The 20104-nt window shown below is 32.5% G+C and carries 10 protein-coding genes; 5 read left to right on the top strand and 5 right to left on the bottom strand.

Annotation, left to right across the window (positions count from 1 at the left end):
* Positions 1-39: 39 nt before the first annotated feature.
* Genes CAI20_RS06760 through CAI20_RS06750 form a run of 3 tightly spaced genes read right to left on the bottom strand, consistent with a single transcriptional unit; the run spans position 40 to position 519 of the window.
* Positions 40-177 carry a hypothetical protein gene (locus CAI20_RS06760; RefSeq protein ID WP_246111603.1) on the bottom strand — a complete coding sequence of 46 codons (138 nt, stop codon included), beginning with the start codon at positions 175-177 and terminating at the stop codon, positions 40-42.
* On the bottom strand, positions 153-383 hold the full coding sequence (locus tag CAI20_RS06755) for a transposase (RefSeq protein WP_246111602.1): 231 nt from the start codon (positions 381-383) through the stop codon (positions 153-155). The genes CAI20_RS06760 and CAI20_RS06755 overlap by 25 nt, the downstream gene beginning before the upstream one ends.
* Complete coding sequence (locus CAI20_RS06750; protein ID WP_246111601.1) at positions 316-519, bottom strand: hypothetical protein; 204 nt, start codon at positions 517-519, stop codon at positions 316-318. The genes CAI20_RS06755 and CAI20_RS06750 overlap by 68 nt, the downstream gene beginning before the upstream one ends.
* A 203-nt stretch (positions 520-722) precedes the next feature.
* On the opposite strand from CAI20_RS06750, the gene CAI20_RS06505 reads away from it, so the two are divergent.
* The gene (locus CAI20_RS06505) at positions 723-893 is read left to right on the top strand and encodes a hypothetical protein (protein ID WP_246111600.1); all 171 of its coding nucleotides are present in this window, start codon (positions 723-725) and stop codon (positions 891-893) included.
* 395 nt (positions 894-1288) lie between these two features.
* On the opposite strand, the gene CAI20_RS06500 is transcribed toward CAI20_RS06505, so the two are convergent.
* Both CAI20_RS06500 and murD read right to left on the bottom strand, forming a co-directional pair.
* Positions 1289-1879, bottom strand: a complete 591-nt coding sequence (locus CAI20_RS06500; protein WP_007301970.1) for a COQ9 family protein — start codon at positions 1877-1879, stop codon at positions 1289-1291.
* Positions 1880-1897: 18 nt separating this feature from the next.
* Positions 1898-3253 (bottom strand): UDP-N-acetylmuramoyl-L-alanine--D-glutamate ligase, encoded by a 1356-nt coding sequence (gene murD, locus CAI20_RS06495; RefSeq protein WP_012481852.1) that lies wholly within the window; start codon positions 3251-3253, stop codon positions 1898-1900.
* A gap of 465 nt (positions 3254-3718) precedes the next feature.
* Here murD and CAI20_RS06490 point away from each other — a divergent pair, with 465 nt between their 5' ends.
* From CAI20_RS06490 to CAI20_RS06480, 4 genes are all read left to right on the top strand, one after another.
* Entirely contained in the window at positions 3719-4177 is a 459-nt protein-coding gene (locus tag CAI20_RS06490) for a hypothetical protein (protein WP_149168998.1), read from the top strand.
* 101 nt (positions 4178-4278) lie between these two features.
* Entirely contained in the window at positions 4279-5442 is a 1164-nt protein-coding gene (locus CAI20_RS06745) for a hypothetical protein (RefSeq protein ID WP_246111599.1), read from the top strand.
* A 50-nt stretch (positions 5443-5492) separates the two neighbouring features.
* Positions 5493-8246, top strand: coding sequence for a hypothetical protein (locus CAI20_RS06485; protein ID WP_246111598.1), 2754 nt, complete (start codon positions 5493-5495; stop codon positions 8244-8246).
* Between the two features lie 9 nt (positions 8247-8255).
* Positions 8256-20078 carry a DEAD/DEAH box helicase gene (locus CAI20_RS06480; protein ID WP_246111597.1) on the top strand — a complete coding sequence of 3941 codons (11823 nt, stop codon included), beginning with the start codon at positions 8256-8258 and terminating at the stop codon, positions 20076-20078.
* Positions 20079-20104 lie beyond the last annotated feature (26 nt).

Raw genomic sequence — 20104 nt, 5'->3', positions numbered from 1 at the left:
TAAACTCCACTACTGTATTTTGCAGCTATAACTTTTTTACTACCTATCTCTAGCATTACATCTTGTTTGCTCATAGCGGCGATACTTTCTATCTGTACCATTTGCCTTACTATGGCCTGGAATATTATTGTAGATGCTGATACCTGTACTATCTATAGCAATTTCAATATCTTCCATATCGTTCTTATCAACTCTGCGCAGTCGTTGATTTTGATATTAAGCTTTTTAAACCTTCTTGAAGCCTGCGAATAGCTGATAATTTGCAAAATTTTCCCTATTTGCTCAAGATATTTCTCTATAAATCCCACTGTTTGCCTAAGACCAATCCTGAATAGATAGGTTATTATGTGAATTAGAATCACTACTTTTGTCGCTGTAGACATTGTTGCCACCTGCTACTTTTGGACTATTTTCGTACCAATTTTCAATGGCATCGTTGATATAATGAAAAACATTTCCCCTTTCTTGAAGAAATTTGTTATATTCATTGCAGTTACTGACTTTCATTCTTATTGGCATATTTTTCCTTTGTCGGCTAAATATCTATTTATAACAAATTCCATCAGTAACTGCCTGTTCTTTCCTTGAGTGGTGCAACAAAGCCATTCCAGTGTCAAGCACTGATCTTCAATCTCCGTACATCTCTGCGTCACGCACTGAAATGACACCCTGAAGCTTTAGCTATAAATATTAAGCAAGCAAAAAAAGGCAAAAGAAGCCTCATGGAGATAGTTGCTCCACTCTTTTTACTTGATGCTGCTCAAGCAGGTCACTTGGATGTAGTAAAATACTTAGTAGAAATAGCAAACGCAGGTGTTAATTATGTAGTTAGTACTCTTAGTCTACCTCATTTTGACTATGAAAAAAAACTGCTCTTGGAAAAACTGCTCTAATGTTTGCTGCTAAAAGTAGTCATTTTGTATAGTTTTATCCAACTCAGACGTAGTTTAACCTAAAATCCATTACTAATTAATTTATCCTTTGCAGTTGTAATAAGGTCTATAAACTACTGCAAATCCAATTTCTATTTGATCTTACATTCTTATTGTAATAACCTCTATGGATCACACAGCATTAGTCGTGTATCTTAACAGATACTTTTGTACATGGATCAGCTTTATGTGTATCAATTCTGTCTACTTCAAGTTTCCAGCAAAACTACTTTTTAATGTATTGCTTTCAATCAAGTTCTTTGTTAAGCTCACTGTTAGTGGATGTTCAATTATCTTAACATAAAAATCAAGGCAGCTTTAGGTATAAATACGAGTAACTCGTATAAGTAAAGAGGCTATAAGAAGTTTCTTACCATTCTATTCAAACGGGTTTTAAACTTTTGAAATGTCATGACATTGTTGATACGTTTGTCAAGAAACGACAGGGTATCTGCAAAATCTTCTGAATAATCATTGATAAAAAAAAGTATCGTACTTAAGTACACTCCAGCTAATATTGCTCTTTTTGTATAGTAGTTAAAATCTGTTGATTGATCATGAATGCCATACCAAATCGCGCTAACAGTTCTGTACAAGAGTTTACTAGAAAAATATGTATTTTGGGGTAATATAGAGAATGATAAAACATTTTTTAAAAACTCTCTGTAATTTTGTAACTTAGCATAGTTTGAAAGGCGTATTTGGACAGCTAACTTTATCCGCTCTCTTACCTTCATATCTTCTAAATTGGAATTCCAAAGTTCAGTTTCCATTGAGCTATTTAAGTCCTCTGCTATGTACTCCAAAGCACTATATATTCCATTCTGAAATTTACAAAAACTATTGGCTAGGTTAAGGTTCGTGCACACTTTCAATAAGGTTGCATCACTTATTCCTTCAAATGGAATAACCTTAATCAGCTCATCTACTATTAACTTTTGTTCCATACAATATTATACTAAACATCACATATAATTGTACCTGAGATTTGCAAACATTCTGCAAAATGCTTCACCGCGCTCTTCAAAATTTTTCCACTGATCAAAAGAAGAACATGCAGGAGAAAGTAATATCGCTACTTCTTCTTTGCTATTTATGGCCTCTTCAAAAGCCAGTTTAAATGCGTTTTCTAGATTATAGCACTTCATATAATCTATTTTGTTCTCCATAATGTTTGCAAAAACTTCAGTTGATTCTCCAATAAGAAAAGCTTTTCTAATCTTGGTGAAATGCTTGCTTAATGATTCTATTCCGCCTTTTTTGCTTTTTCCGCCAACAATCCAATATATGTTTTTATAAGATAAAATTGCCTTTTCGGTCGATTCTGCATTGGTTGCTTTGCTATCGTTGATAAAAAGTACATTATGTATTTTGCCAAGAAATTCATTTCTGTGTCTTAGCCCTGGAAAGGATTTGATTTCATTGACAATAGTGCTGCTATCTACTCCAAGTAACTTGCACACAGCGTGTGCAGCTACTATATTTTCTACATTGGATACTAGGTTTATTTTCACGTCGCTTACTGATAAGCTATGATTCTCTAGTTTCCCAGTGCCTAGGCACTGGGATGACAAAGAGGGTGACATCGAAGCTGAGATTGGAATTTTGTTCCCAGTGAATTTATTGAATACATCAGAGGTAATTTTGTTATCACATCCTATCACGGCAATCTTGCTACCGTTTATCAATTTTAGTTTAGTTGCTATATAGTTATTCATACTTCCATGTCTATCTATGTGGTCTGGTGTGATGTTAAGCAATACAGAAATATCCACATTAATTTCATTCATTAGCTCCAATTGAAAAGAGGAGAATTCAATTACATAAATTTCTGCATCTCTTTCTAAATCCAAAATAGGCATACCTAAATTCCCACCGATAGCTACTTTTTTCCCTGTGGATTTTAATATGTGCCCTATTAGTGATGTGGTAGTTGATTTGCCATTTGTTCCTGTAATGCCTATAACCTTCTGATTTGTAGTTTTAGTTTCAAGAAATAGCTCAATGTCTGATTTTATTTTGCAGTCAAAGCTTCTTGCAAGTTTTACTACCCAATGCGTTGGTATTGGCACTCCAGGGCTCAAAATTAGTGTGCTTATCTCATGCCAATTATACTCATTGGGATGAGTAAAGTTACACTCTTTATATATCTTTTTTGCATTTGCTATTTGCTCTTTATTATCATCCCATGCATATATTTTTGCACTGCTTTTTGTTAGAGCATTAATAACGGACAAACCAGTTTTACCAAGGCCGAAAACCGCAACACTTTGATTTTTGTATTTGTTTAGTTGCACTTCTAGATAACTTATGCGAACCATTTTATAAAGATATAATACAAATTATAATGACTTCTTCCATAGTTTTTGGCAGTGCTTAACTTTATTGTCACAACCTTAGCCAATAGAAAACTCCTTGACACATTTTGCCAACTCCCTTGCCATGATATGTATAACAATGTTACAAAAAATAATATCATAGAATTCAAGAAGATAATTCCTAGAGGGTTACTCATCTATAAAAGGCCGAATTTTGTTAGCTATTTAGATGTAAAAGGTAAGCTAAATTTTTATAAGGAAAAAACAATAATTAACTAAAAGAGAGCGCTGGACGAAGCAACTTAATTAGTTTGCTATTTCAACCACCATAACTCAATCAACAAATTTTGGAAAAAAACACCGTGTTTTGAGAACCTTATTTATCGACATATAAAATTTTTCTTGCCTCTTTTCAAAGAAAAAAATATCTTAAATTAAGAATATTGATAATTCTTTATAGGGGGTATTATGCACGTAGGAAATTCTAATAGTCAGCAGGTAAGTCAGAATTTGCTGTCTTTTTCAGCTAATTCCTCTGATGAGGAGTACTGTGATGCTAGTGATAAGGTTGAGAGATCTTCTATATCTTGTGAAAGTGATTCTGACCTGGAGTCTATTCCTACTGTATCACATTTTAAGCAGCATACTTGGAAAGACGGCAAATCTAAAAAAGTTGGCCAAAGTAGCTTTAATGAAAATAAGGGAACAAGGAAGTCATTTGGTGAAAATGGATATATAGAGGGACAATGGAAGAACAATCATTTGATAGAACTAGATTCGTGTCAATTTACTCATCCACATAATAATAAAACAGTTTATATTAGGAAGCAAAGTCCAGGTTATTTATTTACTTTTGATCAGGAAAACTTTATTGCAAGAGTAAGCTTCAACAAGATTGAAGAGTTAGATTTTGCTGGCATCCTATAGATATAAAACGAAATTTTCTTGAAAAGCTTAAAATTACTAAAATTATAGAAGATGAATTATTAAATAACAGGGATAAAGCTTATGAACAATTTAAACAGTTTTTGCAGGATAGAAGTGGTAAAACTGCAGATAATCTTGAGTATGCAGAGGATCTTTTTCAGTTTTCTAAAAGATTAGAAGATTGGAGAAAGTTCTCTAGTAATATATCGATATTAGATGATGTAGTTAATAATCAGAACATTTCACGCGAGACAAATAGTAGTAGTCAACAATTGCTTAATAGAGAAAGAGCTCTGAATATAAGAAAGAAAGAGTTTTCTCGAGTTGATCAATTTTATACAAGGGATTTGCTGACAGGATTACAACAAATCTGTAAAGATGGAATAAATAATCACGGAAGTATCTTATATGACAAATATCTTTGGTCTATTTCTGTAATGGCTCCATCTGTTATGGTAGATCATTTATCTGACTTGCATGATAAATCGGTATTTTATATCAGTAATAAAGATATGGAGTTGTTTGCAGATCTTGTTGATATGATGAGTGAGCAACCTTTCCTGGATCTTGTAGGTGATTCATGGAATGCTTTATTTAAAAGGATAAAGGAAATGAGGGGAGAAGCACTAGGGAAACTTGCTTCTTCACAAAGTTTTACACCTTTAACTCATCCTATGTATTTTTATCTTTGTAAGAGCTTTCAGGAGCTAATTTTAGAGATTAGTAGTAAAACAGATATTTCTGTTAATGATCTACTGAAAAAAGACGGTCAAGGAAAATGGGGCTTAATACAAACTATAAATTGGCCATTAACTTCCTCTCTAAACCGCTCTCTCGAACAGCAATATCACTTTATCTTTACACTAATGAAACATTTTGAGCCCGGTTATTATTCTGACAAAAAAGAATTTGAATACAAACTTAAATCGTTACAGGACCCTGGTGATGAAACGTGGTTGCAACGTATAAAAAACTCTGTTTCCAATTTATTTGGCAATAATGAGTTATCATCCATATCTCAAGAGCGCTTAGCATGGATATATATTATTGACAGTGCAATTACTAATCTGCTTTCCGAAAAAGAATTAAAGTTATTTGAACCTCTCATACAAGGCTATATGGATTTTATTAAAAACACAGAAGGTGATCATTATGAGTCATTTCGAATAGCAACACATAATGTTATAAGATTTATAGCACAAACAAGTCCTTATCTTTCAAAAGAGATTTCAGTAATTGATCAAACTATTCTAACAAACAAATAGAATCTATTAAGAAGGCGTTTTTAGATAAACAATCTGGTGATTTTAGAGATTTGGTAGATGTATATAATGAGTATTGGAAGAATAGGGAATCTATTTTAGAAAAAATTCCTGATAAATTTCCTTATGGGAAGTTCAAGCAAGACATGGAAGAAATACGTCAAACATTACTTAATATTGCAAGTACTGTACTTGATCAAAAAGCAAAATCACAAGAGTTAATTAAGTACTTTAGATCATTTAATGAGTTTTTAGAGGATTTAAATAGTATAGAATTCAGTTGGTTTATTAAAGGAACTAATAATGACTTAACTGAAGTAGAAGTAGCCAATAAAGATAAAAATTCATATAAGGTTTTAGATCCTGAAAATTTCATCAAAAAATATAAGGATAATATCCCTAATCACTACTTAATTGAAATCACTCAAGATCTATTAAATAGTGTAAGTAATTTACTTGAGCAAAAAAAATGGTCTGATGACGATAATTTGAGTGCAGCAAGTGAGTTACTGTCAGCAATTAAGAAATCTTTTCTTTATCTAAAGGAGCAACCTAACTACGTGTCTTTCGATATATTCAAAGAAGAAAGTACAAAGCCGTTTATTTCTGTAGTAGAGAATAGCATATCTTATGAGGATTTTAAAAAACGAATTGGTATCATAGGGGAATCTTTTTGGTATTTAAGAAAACAAGATGAGATTGATATAGACAAAGCTTTAGAGCTATATAGAAAAGAAAACAGCAACAGCACAGTAGAAGCACTAAGAGATTGCTATAATAGATACTTAGAAAAATTTAATTCTTATATACAAGAGACTTCCGGCAAAAGCTATCAAGATAAGATCGATTTTATTACTAAAGAAGTAAAGAAGCAATCTAAAGAAATTAAAATCCATGAGTGGGATTTAACATTCAAGAAAGAAACTTTACCTGATCTTCTTGCTGGGCTAGCGGCTATGTGGTCTATACAAGAATCAAAAGATATTGCAAGTACAGGAAAAAGTTTAAAGCCACATTGTATTCAAATATTGTGCATTTTGCGGTTATTAAGTGTTGATAAAGACTCTAAAAGTGTTGATAAGCATCTTGCGCAAGTCTTGACAGGACAAGGCAAATCGCTCGTATTAGGGTTGCTATCTTCACTATTAGCATTGATGGGTCATAAGGTAAGGACTGTTTGTTACAGTGAATACTTAGCAACTCGAGATCAACAAGATTTTGACAGCTTTTTTAGGAAATTTGGTATTCGTCACAAGATAACTTATGGTACATTTGAAGAGATGGCAAATGAAGTGATAAAGCTTGAGGTAAATGGCAAGAAGCAAGGGTTGCGAGAATTAGTTGAAGGCCGTATTTTAAATCATAGCGTGGAGCAATCTGGACAGATAAAGCAAGAGGATATCAGTAATACTACTCTTTTAATAGATGAAGTGGATGTTTTCTTTTCTGATCAATTCTATGGGAATACTTATGGTGCATGTAATACTATAAGAATTCCAGCATTAGATAGTATTCAGGAAAAAATATGGGAAATGGCCAGCAAAAATTATGAAAAAAGTACTATTTTGAAAGAGGTAGAAGAATTCATTAAGAAAAAGATAGGAGAAAGAAATCAAGATTTTAAAGAATTTAATAAATTTTTATTTAAACCTGGAAAATACTATCTTTTGAAAGAAAAAGATAATGTGGTTATTAAAAAAGAATATACTAATCTGTCTCTCTATCAAGAACATCTAGAGGAAATGATTGATGCTGCAATACGTGTTACAAAAGGAAGTGATCAAGACTGGTACATTAACAACTATAAAATTAACGATAAAGGAATCATAAGTTATAGAAGAGACGATGGATTTTATTCCACTTTCACTTATTGCAGCTATTACAACGTATTTAATTACTTTAGGTTAAAGAAAAAAGACTTTGATTGTAAAAATTATGGGTATTTGAATATAGACTGTGGCAAAGTGTCTTATGCAGAATTGCCTGAGAAATATCCTCTTATCTTAGGAGTGAGTGGTACCTTGACTACACTAAATGACCATGAAAAAAAAGCAGTAAGAGAATCTTATAACATCAATGAAAATTCCATCATGCCATCATTTTTTGGTGATTCTCATTTGCAATTTGATTCAAGTCGAGATTTTATATCCCAAGACTCAGAAGAAGAATGGCTCAGTAAAATTTTTAATCGTGCAAACTCTAAGGTTGGTTCAGGACAATCAGTGTTAATATTTTTTGATACAGATGTAGAAATAAGAAAGTTTAAAGAAAAATTCTTCGGTAAATTTGATCGCTTACACATATTAACAGAAAATACGGAAGAGCATACCAAAGAAAAGTACATCGATGAGGCAGGTATTGCAAAAACAATAACGCTAGCAACAAGAGGTATGGGTCGTGGTGTTGATTTTAAGTCTAGTGTTGCTGTAGAAAATAGCGGCGGGGTGCATGTTATACAGACATCCTTTTCACTTGATATAAAAGAAGAAACACAGATTAAGGGTAGAACTGCACGTAAAGATAATAAGGGTAGTTATGAGTTGATACTCTGTAAAGAACATTTGGTAAATGCTGGGTTTCTAAAAGAAGAAGAAAAAGAAATTACTATAAATTATGAAAGCTTGAATAAATCCAGAGAACAAAAAGTAAAAGAAAAAGGCTCAAACAATGAAAAAAGAATTAGAGAGTCAGAAAGTAATCATAAGACAACGATGGATTTTCTTGAATCTTTTTTTCAAAAAGAATGTAGCACTAATATAGATCAGCCATCTGTGGAACCAGCAGTAAGTAGACAACAAAATAGGTAGGAGTTATGTATGTTTAATGTTCAAAATCAACAGATTAGTGACAGTGGAAGAAATGTAAGCTCTGTTTTGAATATTGAGCAAGCTATTCAGTATTTAAATTCTTTGGGGAGTTGGGTAGGAAATGAGCCTTGGCTAGCAAACGTGTCAGAAGAATTAAATAAACGGTATAGAGAGCTAAGGAAGGACATAAGAGAAAATACTAATTCTTGGTCTTATTCACAGTATTATGAGCGTTTAGCTTACCACTATTATAACCTTGCGTGCTACTATAATGATGAGCTGTTTAATAAATATAAGGTTAACTTAGAAAGCGTAAAACAATGTTTAGAAAAATGTTTAGAGAAGCTTGCTGAAGTTTCTGGAGAAGGCTATTCAGACAGGACAAAAGAATTAAAGAATGATGCTAAAAAGTTTTTGACAAAAGTAAAGAAAATACATGAGCAGCAAGAAGATCTGCTGACAAAATATAGCACTTTTAATAAATTCAAAAAGTACACAAAATTATGTATTGTTTTAGGTAGTATAAATCAGGTTCCTTTGCAACAATGCTCTGCTGAGAATAGACAGCGGATTCAAAATATTCAGCTGTTAAAAGTCATTAATATGCTAGAAGATGCAATTACTGTACCTGAGTACAAAAATACTTTCATTACTGCAGAGCAGTCTGACTATTTAGGTCAAGTGTATCAATTGGCTGGCCAACCTGCACTGAGTATACGATATAAGAGAACTAGTGACAATCTCAAAAAAACTGTAAATGCAACGAAGGAACATAGTGATAAGAAACAGGAGATAAAAGATATTATTAGCAAAGAAGTTAAAGAGTATAGAAGTAATTTAGTACAAGTTAAAGATTATATAGAAGAAAGGCTTCATAGATCGCTTAGCACTATTGACAATGCTTATATTGAGAGAAAATATATAAAATATTGCGCAAGGCTTTGGCTACAAGAAACAACAAATTTACTAAAAGAACTGACTGAAAGTAAAAGCCGTACTGTTATTCAAGAAATTTTTAATTCACTAGATGACATACAGGGTTTTAGCCAGATTCCTAATCCTTTAAACCAACTTGAGTATTACACCCTTTTAATGGAGCACTATAAATTGGTTAGGAAAGAAGATGAAAAAGTTTTCATAAGTCGGTTTAAAAAAGAGTGCTTGGAACAAATAGTTGCCTATAGTGATTCTGCTGAAAAAGAATTAGTTTTTCTAGAAACTTTTGTTGACTTTTTAAGTTCCTCTAAAAATCTTCAATCAATTATTGTTGAACTAGAATTAGAAGACTTTTGTCGTGGTGATTTATCGTTTGATAAGTTGATCAATAATATTATGAAGCTTGAAGTAGATACTTATGGTGAAAATCTTATAGTTTTGAAAAAAGTGACAGAAGGCTTAAAGGAGAAAGAAGATCTTTTTTTAATAGACAAGTTTAAGGAAGTTATAGGTGCTTATATAAAACCAGTAGAAGTACAAGAAAGAAGAATAGATGGTCGATTAGTTGTTGAAGTAACAGGTAAGAACATTGTTGTCAGTGAAATTTTATGGCAATTAGAAAATACACTTTCAGAGAATTCAAATATAGAGGAAGTACGCTTTGTTGGCGCTGATGTTATACATATTGATGCAGATTTTAAAAATAAAGTTTGGTACGGAAAGAATGTAGTTGTTTTAACCAAAACAATAAAAGTACATGATAAAGTAACCTGGAATGTATCTGGGAAAGATAACAATCATACCTATTCTGATAATGCAGGTACTGGAAAAGATGGTCATGGTAAACAAGGGACAGATGGTTATCCTGGGGAAAGTGGTGGCAATGTCTTGATTCTAGTAGAGAAAATAGAAAATCCGGAAAATTTTACCATTATTTCAAATGGTGGTAAGGGTAGTAAAGGACAAGATGGTGGAAATGGAAGAGATGGTAAGGATGGAGTAGGTATTACGAAGGCAGAATTTAAAGAAAAATTTCCTCCGGCTGCTAAATTTACCCACGTGGGCAGAGCAAATAATATATTAAAAACTGTTAATAACATTAAAAAAGATTCACAAGTCATAATATCTGAGTGGTATGAAAGCAAACGGGACGCATTCCCTTTTAAACGTGATGTGACTTTTAATGAAGAAATTATTGAAGAAGTTATAAAAGATTCTAAAGAAACAAAAGAACGTCATGGTAGAAGTTATGGAAGGGGGGGCACAGAGAAATGCCCTTTTGAGGGAAATATTTTCATAAATGCAATGACGAATCAAGAAAACGAGATTATCTTTTCTTTTGAACGTGGAGGTAAGACTACAAATTGCCAAGCTTTTCTGCTTTACAAAGGATCATTAGGGCAACCTGGAGGACATGGTGGAGAATATGGATTAGGTGGTCAAGGTGGATATGCTGGAGGAATAACAGTAAAAAACCCAGAAAGCAGCCAGGAATTCAATACTATAAGAGAAGTTAAGCAAGGGAAAGAAGGAGAAAAAGGACAGGGAGGCTTATATGGTAATCATGGAGAAAATGGCTGGGATATGGGTTATATGGACTATTCGGTTTCAGAGTTTTTTACAGAAGAATGGCCTAAATTTCCTGGTGTAAAAGAAAAAAGTAAAGTTGAGTTAAAATACTATAGTGATAATTCATCAAAACGTATACGATGTCCCTATAAAGAACGTAAAGGTGAAGGGGATATATATGCTGAACTGGAACCTTCTAAGATTGAGCATAAAAAGCAAAAAAGGTATGAAGAAAGGAAGAGTACTAGACAGAATAGTGAGCGACAACATCACGCACAAGCTGTAAGGAAAAAAAACATTTCACAAAGCAGCATTTTAGCTAATTATTCTCATCATCTTAGTTCTATGGAAAAAAATACACTGCAGAACTTACGATCTGATTTAGAAAATACTAAACAACAAGCCTTACAAGCGATCACTGAAAATCAAGAACAGCAGGAAAAGCAAACTACAGAATTAGGAATTAGGCGTCATTCTTCTTACCAGAGTAAAAGTAAGCATCATAATAATGTCTTTATTACAACATCTAGTATCACTTACAGAGAGACTATTGATGTTGAAAGTTTTATTGATAAGCTAAAAAAAGAACCATTGCTGCTAGACAATTGGTTTCAGTTAAAAAAGGCAGAACTTAATTTATCTCAGCTTAGTCAGTTATTTTTAGTTTTTGAAACCTTAAAAGGTAGCCCTCCTGAAACGAGTAGCTTACAAAATAATACAGAGCTACAAGACATAGAGAAGCTTTTGATTGATAAGTATAGACTTGCTACATTGCAAGAAATTGTAAAGCAATTACCACCTTATCAGGAGGTTACAAATAATGTAGAATTAACACCTGAAAATGCAGCAAGATATCTCATTGAAGCAAAAGGAAATGATAACAATATTTCTCACCATATTTTAGGAACTCTGAATCAATATCTTTATAAAAATAGTACAGAACAACATGAGAAAATTTCTAAATTCGGTAAAGAAGAATTACAGAATACAGAGAATAAAGCTTTAAAATACTCAATTAGAGCGTTTGTTTTAGAAGTAGGAAAATTAGAAGAGGAACATACAGATGTTAAAAAATATTATAACAAACATAAAAAATTTCTAAAAGATCAAGAACATAGTTTGAATATATTCTTTGAGGCGTTTAAAAGAGAGCTATCCCAGCCAAGACATGCAGAAGTATTTGGTTTATGGATTGAAAGTATTAAAGATAAATCTCTAAGAAGTAAGCTAGAAGAAAAAATACAAAAAGACGATTTTTTGAAGGCTCTTTATAATCGTTTTAATAATCAACTTAGACAAGAATATGATTGGAAAGAGTGTTGCAAAGATCAAGCTGTTCTTCAGAAATACGATGATTATATTCAAGAAAAAGGCTTATTATCAGAAAGCTATAGGGAATTATTAGCCTACATTTTCGATGTTAATATTAGATTATACGCTGAAAATCAAGATAATAAATTGTTTCTGCAAGGTGATCACAATCCTTCATCTAAGCAAATTATCCACATATTATGTAGAGATAATGAATTTATACAATTAAATATAGATGGAAACTACTTAAAGTTAGAGCAAGAGCGTAAGAAAAAAGATAATTTTTACGCAAGGATTCTTATAGAAATTGAACCATTTAAACAAAAACAAGAATTTGATAATTACTTAAAGAATAAAGCTTTTTTATCTAATAACAGTCCTTCAGAAGATGAACAATATTTTAATGAAGAGGAAGATATAGAAAAAATTATAGAATACTTTCCTGAAGGGGAAAAACAACAGTTAAAAGAGCGATTGAACAAAATTACATCTCAATATATTGGGCAGCAAGGAATTTTGCATAACATGTTGAAAAGCTTTTCTAGCGAAGGAAGACATGTATCCTCTCAAGAATTATATTGTTTAGTGAACTCAATTCTAACTTCTGTTATTGAAGATAAAAAAGAATTGAATATCTTTTGTTGGATAGTTGCAGCTTATCCTCAAAAGAGTTGGATAGATGAATTGATGTTATTACAACTCGAAGATTATTTCAAAAAAACATTAATAGAGAAACCTGAATGGAGAAAGTACTTATCGAAAATAGAAAGTAAGGACGTTTTACTGTTATTTAAAGTAAAGTTGGATCAACATAAATCAAGCAATCCTATTTCTGCTCAATGCATTGAAGATATTCTGCATTTATTAAGTAATATTCCAAATGAAACAGTTAGTTTAGAAGGACTAGAGTTATCTGAGTGGCCTTATGCACTGAAAGAAAAATACTGGACATGCAAGCTATCAAAATTAGTAGATTGGCAAAAGGATGACTTACCAACAGCTTCTTACTATCTTTTATCTATAGAGAATATTTTTGGCGCTCTTTTATCGGAGAAATTTATAGAGGCTCTAGAAAAGAAAAAACAAGAATTGTCATCTGATAAGCTTACTAACATTTTATCTAATTTTCATAATGAAAAATGGAACTTAAGTACAGAAGAGTTAAATACCCTTAACAGTTGTAGAATTGATGATTGGGCACAGAAAATGCAGGAGAAGTTTACTGCTAATAAAGAAGAACGGAAGATAACTCAGTTAGTTGAACTAATTAAAAGTAATGCTAATACTTCGAAAGAAATTTTAAACAAATTGCCAAAAATTAAGAATTATATTGAAAGTATTGATAAGTATATAACTGCTGAAAAACCTATAGGTAGTTTTACGGAAGATGATATTAAAAATTGGGTAAAAGAATTTCAGAGCAATATGGGTAAAGGAAAGCAAGATGTAAAAGAGGAAATGCTTGCTGTAATATATAGAGCAATAGAGTTAAAAAAAGAATTAGAACTAAAAAGAGTATTTAAGCTTCGTGATACTCAAAAATTAACTGTATTGGCGTTATTGACAAATGATCGCAGCACCCTAGCACAAGTGTCTACTGGAGAGGGAAAATCATTAATTGTAGTAGCAGCATCAATTATGAAAGCACTTTGTGGAGAGAAAGTAGATGTTATAACTAGTTCTTCTGTATTGGCAAAACGTGATGCTGAGGATAATAGAGATATCTATAGTTTATTTGGTATTAATGTATCACATAACTGTAGTGAAGATATTGAAAAAAGAAAGGAAGCATATTCAGATAATCAAGTGGTATATGGTGATTTATCTAATTTCCAGCGCGATTATTTATTAGATAAATTTTATGGGAAAAATATTTTAGGAGATCGTAATTTTAATAATGTAATTGTTGATGAAGTAGATAGTATGTTGCTCGATAAAGGTAACAATATGTTGTACTTATCTCATGATCTGGCAGGACTAGATAAGCTGGAATCTGTTTACATTTACATTTGGCAGTGGATTAATAGACCAGCTAGAGATAATAAAGAACTTTGCTATGCTTTTGATGCTAAAGCAATTAAAGAAGCAGTGATAAGTGACTTATATGGATTGGTGAAAAAAGAAGATATTGGAAAGCTTGGGTCTGAATTAAGCGAGCAGCAAAAAAATATTATGTGGGAACGTTTAATCAAAACTGAGATATTAGATGATCAGGGCAAATTGTTAAAAGGAAACATTAATGACAATGAACTTAATAAAGTACTTTCACCTGAATTTAATTGTTACAAAGATCGTTTTCTTTACCTTTTAAAAGAGTGCATTGAAAGAGAAAAATTTATACATGTTCCCAATAATCTCAGACCGTTTATTGAACAGCACTTAGAATCTTGGATTAATAATGCTATAACCGCGTTCTTCATGAAAGCAGGAGAGGATTATGTAGTGGATGTAGATAAAACCGGAAGTAGTCCAGATCGCAATCCTAATATTACAATTCTTGATAGAGATACAGGAACAGATCAAGCTAATTCTCAATGGGATGAAGCATTACACCAATTTTTACAACTCAAACATGGATGTAAATTATCTTTACAAAGCTTAAAAGCTGTTTTTATCTCTAATGTTTCTTTCTTTAAATTGTACAGTAACTTATATGGATTAACAGGCACTTTAGGGTCACAGAGAGAAAGAGATTTATTGCAGGAGATACATGAGGTAGACTTTGTAACTATCCCTACAGCCAAGTCTAAGCAATTTCGTGAGGAAAAACCTATTCTTTGTACTGGCAAAGATGAATGGATAAAGCGCATATGTAATGAAACAAAAAGGCTAACTGAGGAAAAAAAACGATCTGTTTTAATCATCTGTGAAACAGTAAATGATGTAGAGACTTTATACAAAGCTTTTGGAGGAAAGGATGCAAAACATGTTCATACATATACAAGAGATTACGAAGAGTTTGATAAAGGGTTTGAAATTGTTCAAGGTAACAAAGAGCTGGGGCAAGGACAGATTATTATTGCAACGAACTTAGCTGGCCGTGGAACTGACATAAAAATTACAGAAGAATTGAGGAAAGCAGAAGGATTACATGTTTGTTTAACTTACCTACCTAGCAATATTCGAGTTGAACAGCAAGCATTTGGGCGAGCAGCAAGAAGTGGAGACCAGGGTTCTGGTCAGTTAATCATCATGGATTCAAAAGGACAAGAATACAGTAACTCAAAAATACTTGATTTAAAGAAAGAGCGTGATGTGGAAGAATTACATCGTATATCTGACATTAAAGCTTACTATGATACTCAGATTACTATGGAAGAAAGCTGTTTTAAAGCATTCAAAGAGCAGTACGAACAATTGAAGAAAGACCTTGATGATAAAAAAGTACCTACTGAAGTTAAAGAAATTGTATTGCAGAGTTGCTTGGACAAATGGGCTTTCTGGTTAGATGAACACACTAAATATGTAAGAAATTTGACAGGTGAACAGGATAAAAGAAATCTTTACAACCTACTGGACAAATTTATCTCACGATTAAAGAATTTAGACACTGGGTATAGCGAAAAGTGGTTACCTTCGTATGAAGGACCTCCAACTCTAATTATTGAATATGATAGCACAAACTGGTTAGCCTGGGTTAAAGAAAATCCAATTCAAATGATTAAACTTGGAAAGTATCTCTCTCAAAATGAGGAACATAAAAATGCTCATAAAAATGCCCTTGAGCTGTTTGATGAGGTGATTAAAAAAGAGCCATATTTTTCTGAAGCAGCACGTTATTACAAGGCATTTGCATTAGTAAAGAAGGTTGATTTAGAACAAAAGCCTTTAAAAGAAGAAGATGAGAAAGTTTTGAAAGAATTTAAGCAAGAATTGCGAGAAGCTGCAAGGCTTTTAGATGAGCATAGTAAATTTGCTATCAATGCAGCAGGTATTATTGGTAAGATTAAGAAGAATAATAACGAAAGTATCATTCAAATCGACGCTTATGAAGAACAGCAAAAGAGCTTGGCTAACCTTTATTATATGTTTTCACGGTCTATAGATGATATTTTTGGACACACTATTACTCCACAATCTTTTGCTAATAATGATATTAAGGAAGAGCTGGCTGAAAGTCTATATAAGGATCTTCTTGAAAAGGGCATGCTAAAAAAGCCGAGAGTAAAAAAGAGCATTTCTGAAGAAGAGCTAAAAGTGATCAGTGCTGGCTATGGAGTATCAGTTGAAACATTAAAAATTTTTCTTTCCAAATATGAAGGGAAGGAAATTAATGAGAAAGAATTTCAAAAAGAATTAAAAAAAGAAGTACAATTGCCTAGCAGAGAAGCATTTTGGAAGTCATTGATTAAACAAAAAATCTTAAATGAAGAAGTTAAGTGTGTTGTAGTTAATAATGAAAAATTGAAAGAAACAGATCCTTCATTATTGGATCATCTGACTGGAAAAATAAACCAAAAAGAGTTAGAAAAGCAAACTCTAGAGCTCAATAATGAACAGATTCTTTTAAATGTAGAATGGGTTACACAACAGAAAAATAAAGGTAATATTTTTAAAAAAGATGATTTTATAAAGATTGTAGGCAAAGACAAATATAAAATATTGAAAGAGAGAGGAGTACTTTCATTTAACAGAAAAGCGCATATAGACCAAAGTAAAATTGAATCTATGACTTTTCCTTGTTACGATTCCATTACTCTGGAAGACTTTACTAAAGTAAATATCACTAAAAGTGAAGCTGAAAAAATTTTAGCAGAACTAGCTAAACAAAAGGTCATTGAAAAAAAGGATGGCTCAGAAAATAATGCTTATGGACTAAAGATCAAATTTGATGAAATCAAACAAGTTCAGCTTTCTTTCTGTCCAGTTTATGAGAATGTCCTAAAAGGACTATTATCTACATGTTTTACCTATAGAATAGCCCTTCAAAAAATTGCAGTGCAGCTAGAAGAAAAAAACTTTCCTGTTCGTCTGCAATTAATAACAAAACCACATCAAAGTTTAGTCTTGGAATTATTAGAACAGAAAATTATCAGAACTACTATGGTAGCAACTAAAGATGAAGGCTTAGAGGAAAAGTTGAAGAGTATATATAGTCAAAAAATGACTAAAGATAATTTTAAATGTATACTTTCTAAAAGTACACTCATTCAAGAAGAGTGTATAGAAAAGCTTTTTGGCTTCTTGGTTGAGAAAGGATGGATTACCAAGTACGATCCAATGCAGTCTATACAAGATGAGGGTATTAGAGCTATTAGCAAGGAAAACATTAAAAATGCTGGCAAATCTTTAGTACAAGATCTTTATTATATTAATAGCCCTGATAAAAGACAAAAACCTTTAAACTTTTTTCCCGAAGGAAGCCATGAAAACGTACCGACCAAATTGCAAAGTATTGATAAAACAGTGGAAAAAGTTTTAGACAATCAATTACAACTAGCGAAAAAAGATACAATTAAAAATATTGTTAGCACCTTGAAAAGATCAAGAAGTTCATTGAAAGCTTTAAAGGTTCCTGATAGTAAACTAAAATCTCTAACTGAGTTTTGTGGTCAAGGTGAATTTGCAAATATAGAGGAAGTGCATGTCTTTTTTCTCAATGGATTAGATCAACTTTTACAATTAGAAGAGAAGAAATGGACACAAGAAATGCTTATCAACACTGTAGCAGTAACTGCTATGGGAGTAAGCCAAATAGCTGTAGGTACTGCTATAGAGTTATATTCAGTGGGTATTATGACCCATGTTGGTGCTGCATTTGTTAGCGAGGGTGTAAATGATCTCTTCTTTGCAGCAGGTGCTTTAAAATCAGGCCATTTTAGTTGGGAAGATTATAGACAACATAAGCTTGAAAGTTTAATGATGACAGCTGTTACTGTTGGTATAGGAGCTTATCTTTCAAGAGGTGCTAAGGTATCACGTTTTGGTCATAAACTAGCTGGACCTAATTTTGAATTTGGTAAGAAAGTAGCAGAAATGTCCGGAACTCAGCTGATTCAAACTGCAGGTTGGAAAGTAGTAGGAAAAGAAGTTGCAAAGCGTATTACATTAAAAACTATAGAAGGGTTAGCGCTTGGCTTAGCTAATGCAGGAGTTGATACACTCGTTGAAAATTACCTTCAAGCACTATGTGAAGGCATAGCCTCTGATATTTTGTCAGATATTGAACGCGAAGTAGAAGAACATAATATCTCTATAAGTTTAGAAAAAGCCTATAAAGTATTAGGAAGAGAAAGAGCAGAAAAAGTTATAGGTGACTTAACTAAGAGTGTCTTTACTAGGCAAAGTTATGTGGAAGAGTTTTTACCTATTGCCAACAAGATAGCTAGTAGTGTAACTCAAGGAATTGCAGAAGCTGTTAAAAAAAGAAGCAAAACAAGTAATAAGCTGGTATTACCTATTCATGCTATTAGTAAGATAATGGTTTGGTCAGAACGTTCTGTTCAGATTGCCAATATAATAGTGATTACTAATAATCTTTTAGGTAACTTAGATCAGGAAATAAAAGGTAGACTAAATAAGCTGGAAAAAGACTTAGAACGCAATCAAAAACAAGAAGTGGAGAAAGATTATGAGAGTTTTAAAAAAGGAGTAATTGATCAGTGGAAATCATTGCTTCGCGAAAAGGCTGGGCAAATTATAGCACGGCATATTGTGAGCCCTGTCCTTAAAGAAGGCGCTAATCATCTGGTTAGATGTATTGGAAAAAAAGTGCAAGAAGCATATCAGTCTTACAAAGAAAGTGGGCATTTTGAGCGCTTTGAAGGATTGAAACAGGAGCACAAGGAAAAGCTACAGAGTGAACAACAATGTGACAATACATCTAAAACAGAAAACCATATTACGGAAAAATATCATAAAGATTTGCGAAAGTTGATGATTAAAACTAGAAATCCTGACTTACTTGCAGATATAGTCCGAGAAAACATTCCAATGGATATGACATGTGTTAACGCGTGTACTCAAGTAGTATATAAGATACTAAAAGAGCAAGGAGTTGTAATTCCAGGGCTAATCGTTATTGTTCAAGGAAATGGTGGTATAAGACAAGAATTTTCATCTATATCAGAAGGAACAGGAAGGATAATTATTCCTCTTGAGCTCAAAGATAATCATTTTGAATTTTGCGGAAGCAGCACATCGGAAAACAGTAGTGAATCAAAAAATAATTGCTTATATGAAGCTTTATCAGAAGCTATACCTGGATTAAGAAATATAATATCACCAGAAGGATTCAGAGATAAGGTAGCTGATTGTATTAAACATGATAAAGGAATACGGTATCACATTCAGCAAGGCTGGCACCGGCTTCCTATATCTCTTGGTGCGTTTGGTGGTGCATCTGCAAGAAAGCGTTCGAAGGTAATACATGATTTTGAATCGTCATCCTTTGATAATGAAGAGTTTCTTGATTACGAAGAATATCAATATAGGGAACGTAACGTATCTGATCACCTAGAAGACCGTTTTACACGCTTTTTTCGTATTGGTGGAATAATACAAAGAGCTTCTGAACAAACAAATATACTAAGGAATCAAGTAGTCAAAAGTGGATCAAGTAAGTCTCAAGATCAGAGTAGCAACAAAGGAAGAGAAATTCATGCAGCGCATGTAGTCAGACTTGGTGAGATTAATCACGAGATGGTAAAACAATCTGAACAGCTTTATAATGAACTCGTAAATTTTCTAGGTCATACACAAAATGTTCCAAAGTATGCAAACGAGTGGCATGGAATAGGTGGAGATATAGATAAGTTTCAATCAAGGAATCTAAAAGAATTAGGTAAGATAAATTTTAGAGAAAGCCTTACCGCAGAAGATGCAAGTATAATAAAAAGCGTAAAGGAGGATTTTATAGCCGTACTAGATACCCGAATTAATGGAGGAAAGCTTAGTGATAGAAAGAAATTAGAGCTAATAAATGTAAAGACAGCTTTAACTAATATTACAATTGAGTCAGTATTTGAAAAAGGAAAAAAAGGTTATTCAGGTGAGGGCATGAATGCTTATCGATAGGCAACTACTTGCCATTGAATTTTAAA

The sequence above is a fragment of the Wolbachia endosymbiont of Chrysomya megacephala genome, assembly GCF_008245065.1.
In the GTDB taxonomy this organism is placed as follows: domain Bacteria; phylum Pseudomonadota; class Alphaproteobacteria; order Rickettsiales; family Anaplasmataceae; genus Wolbachia.
This window is presented reverse-complemented; position numbering and strand designations above follow the sequence as displayed.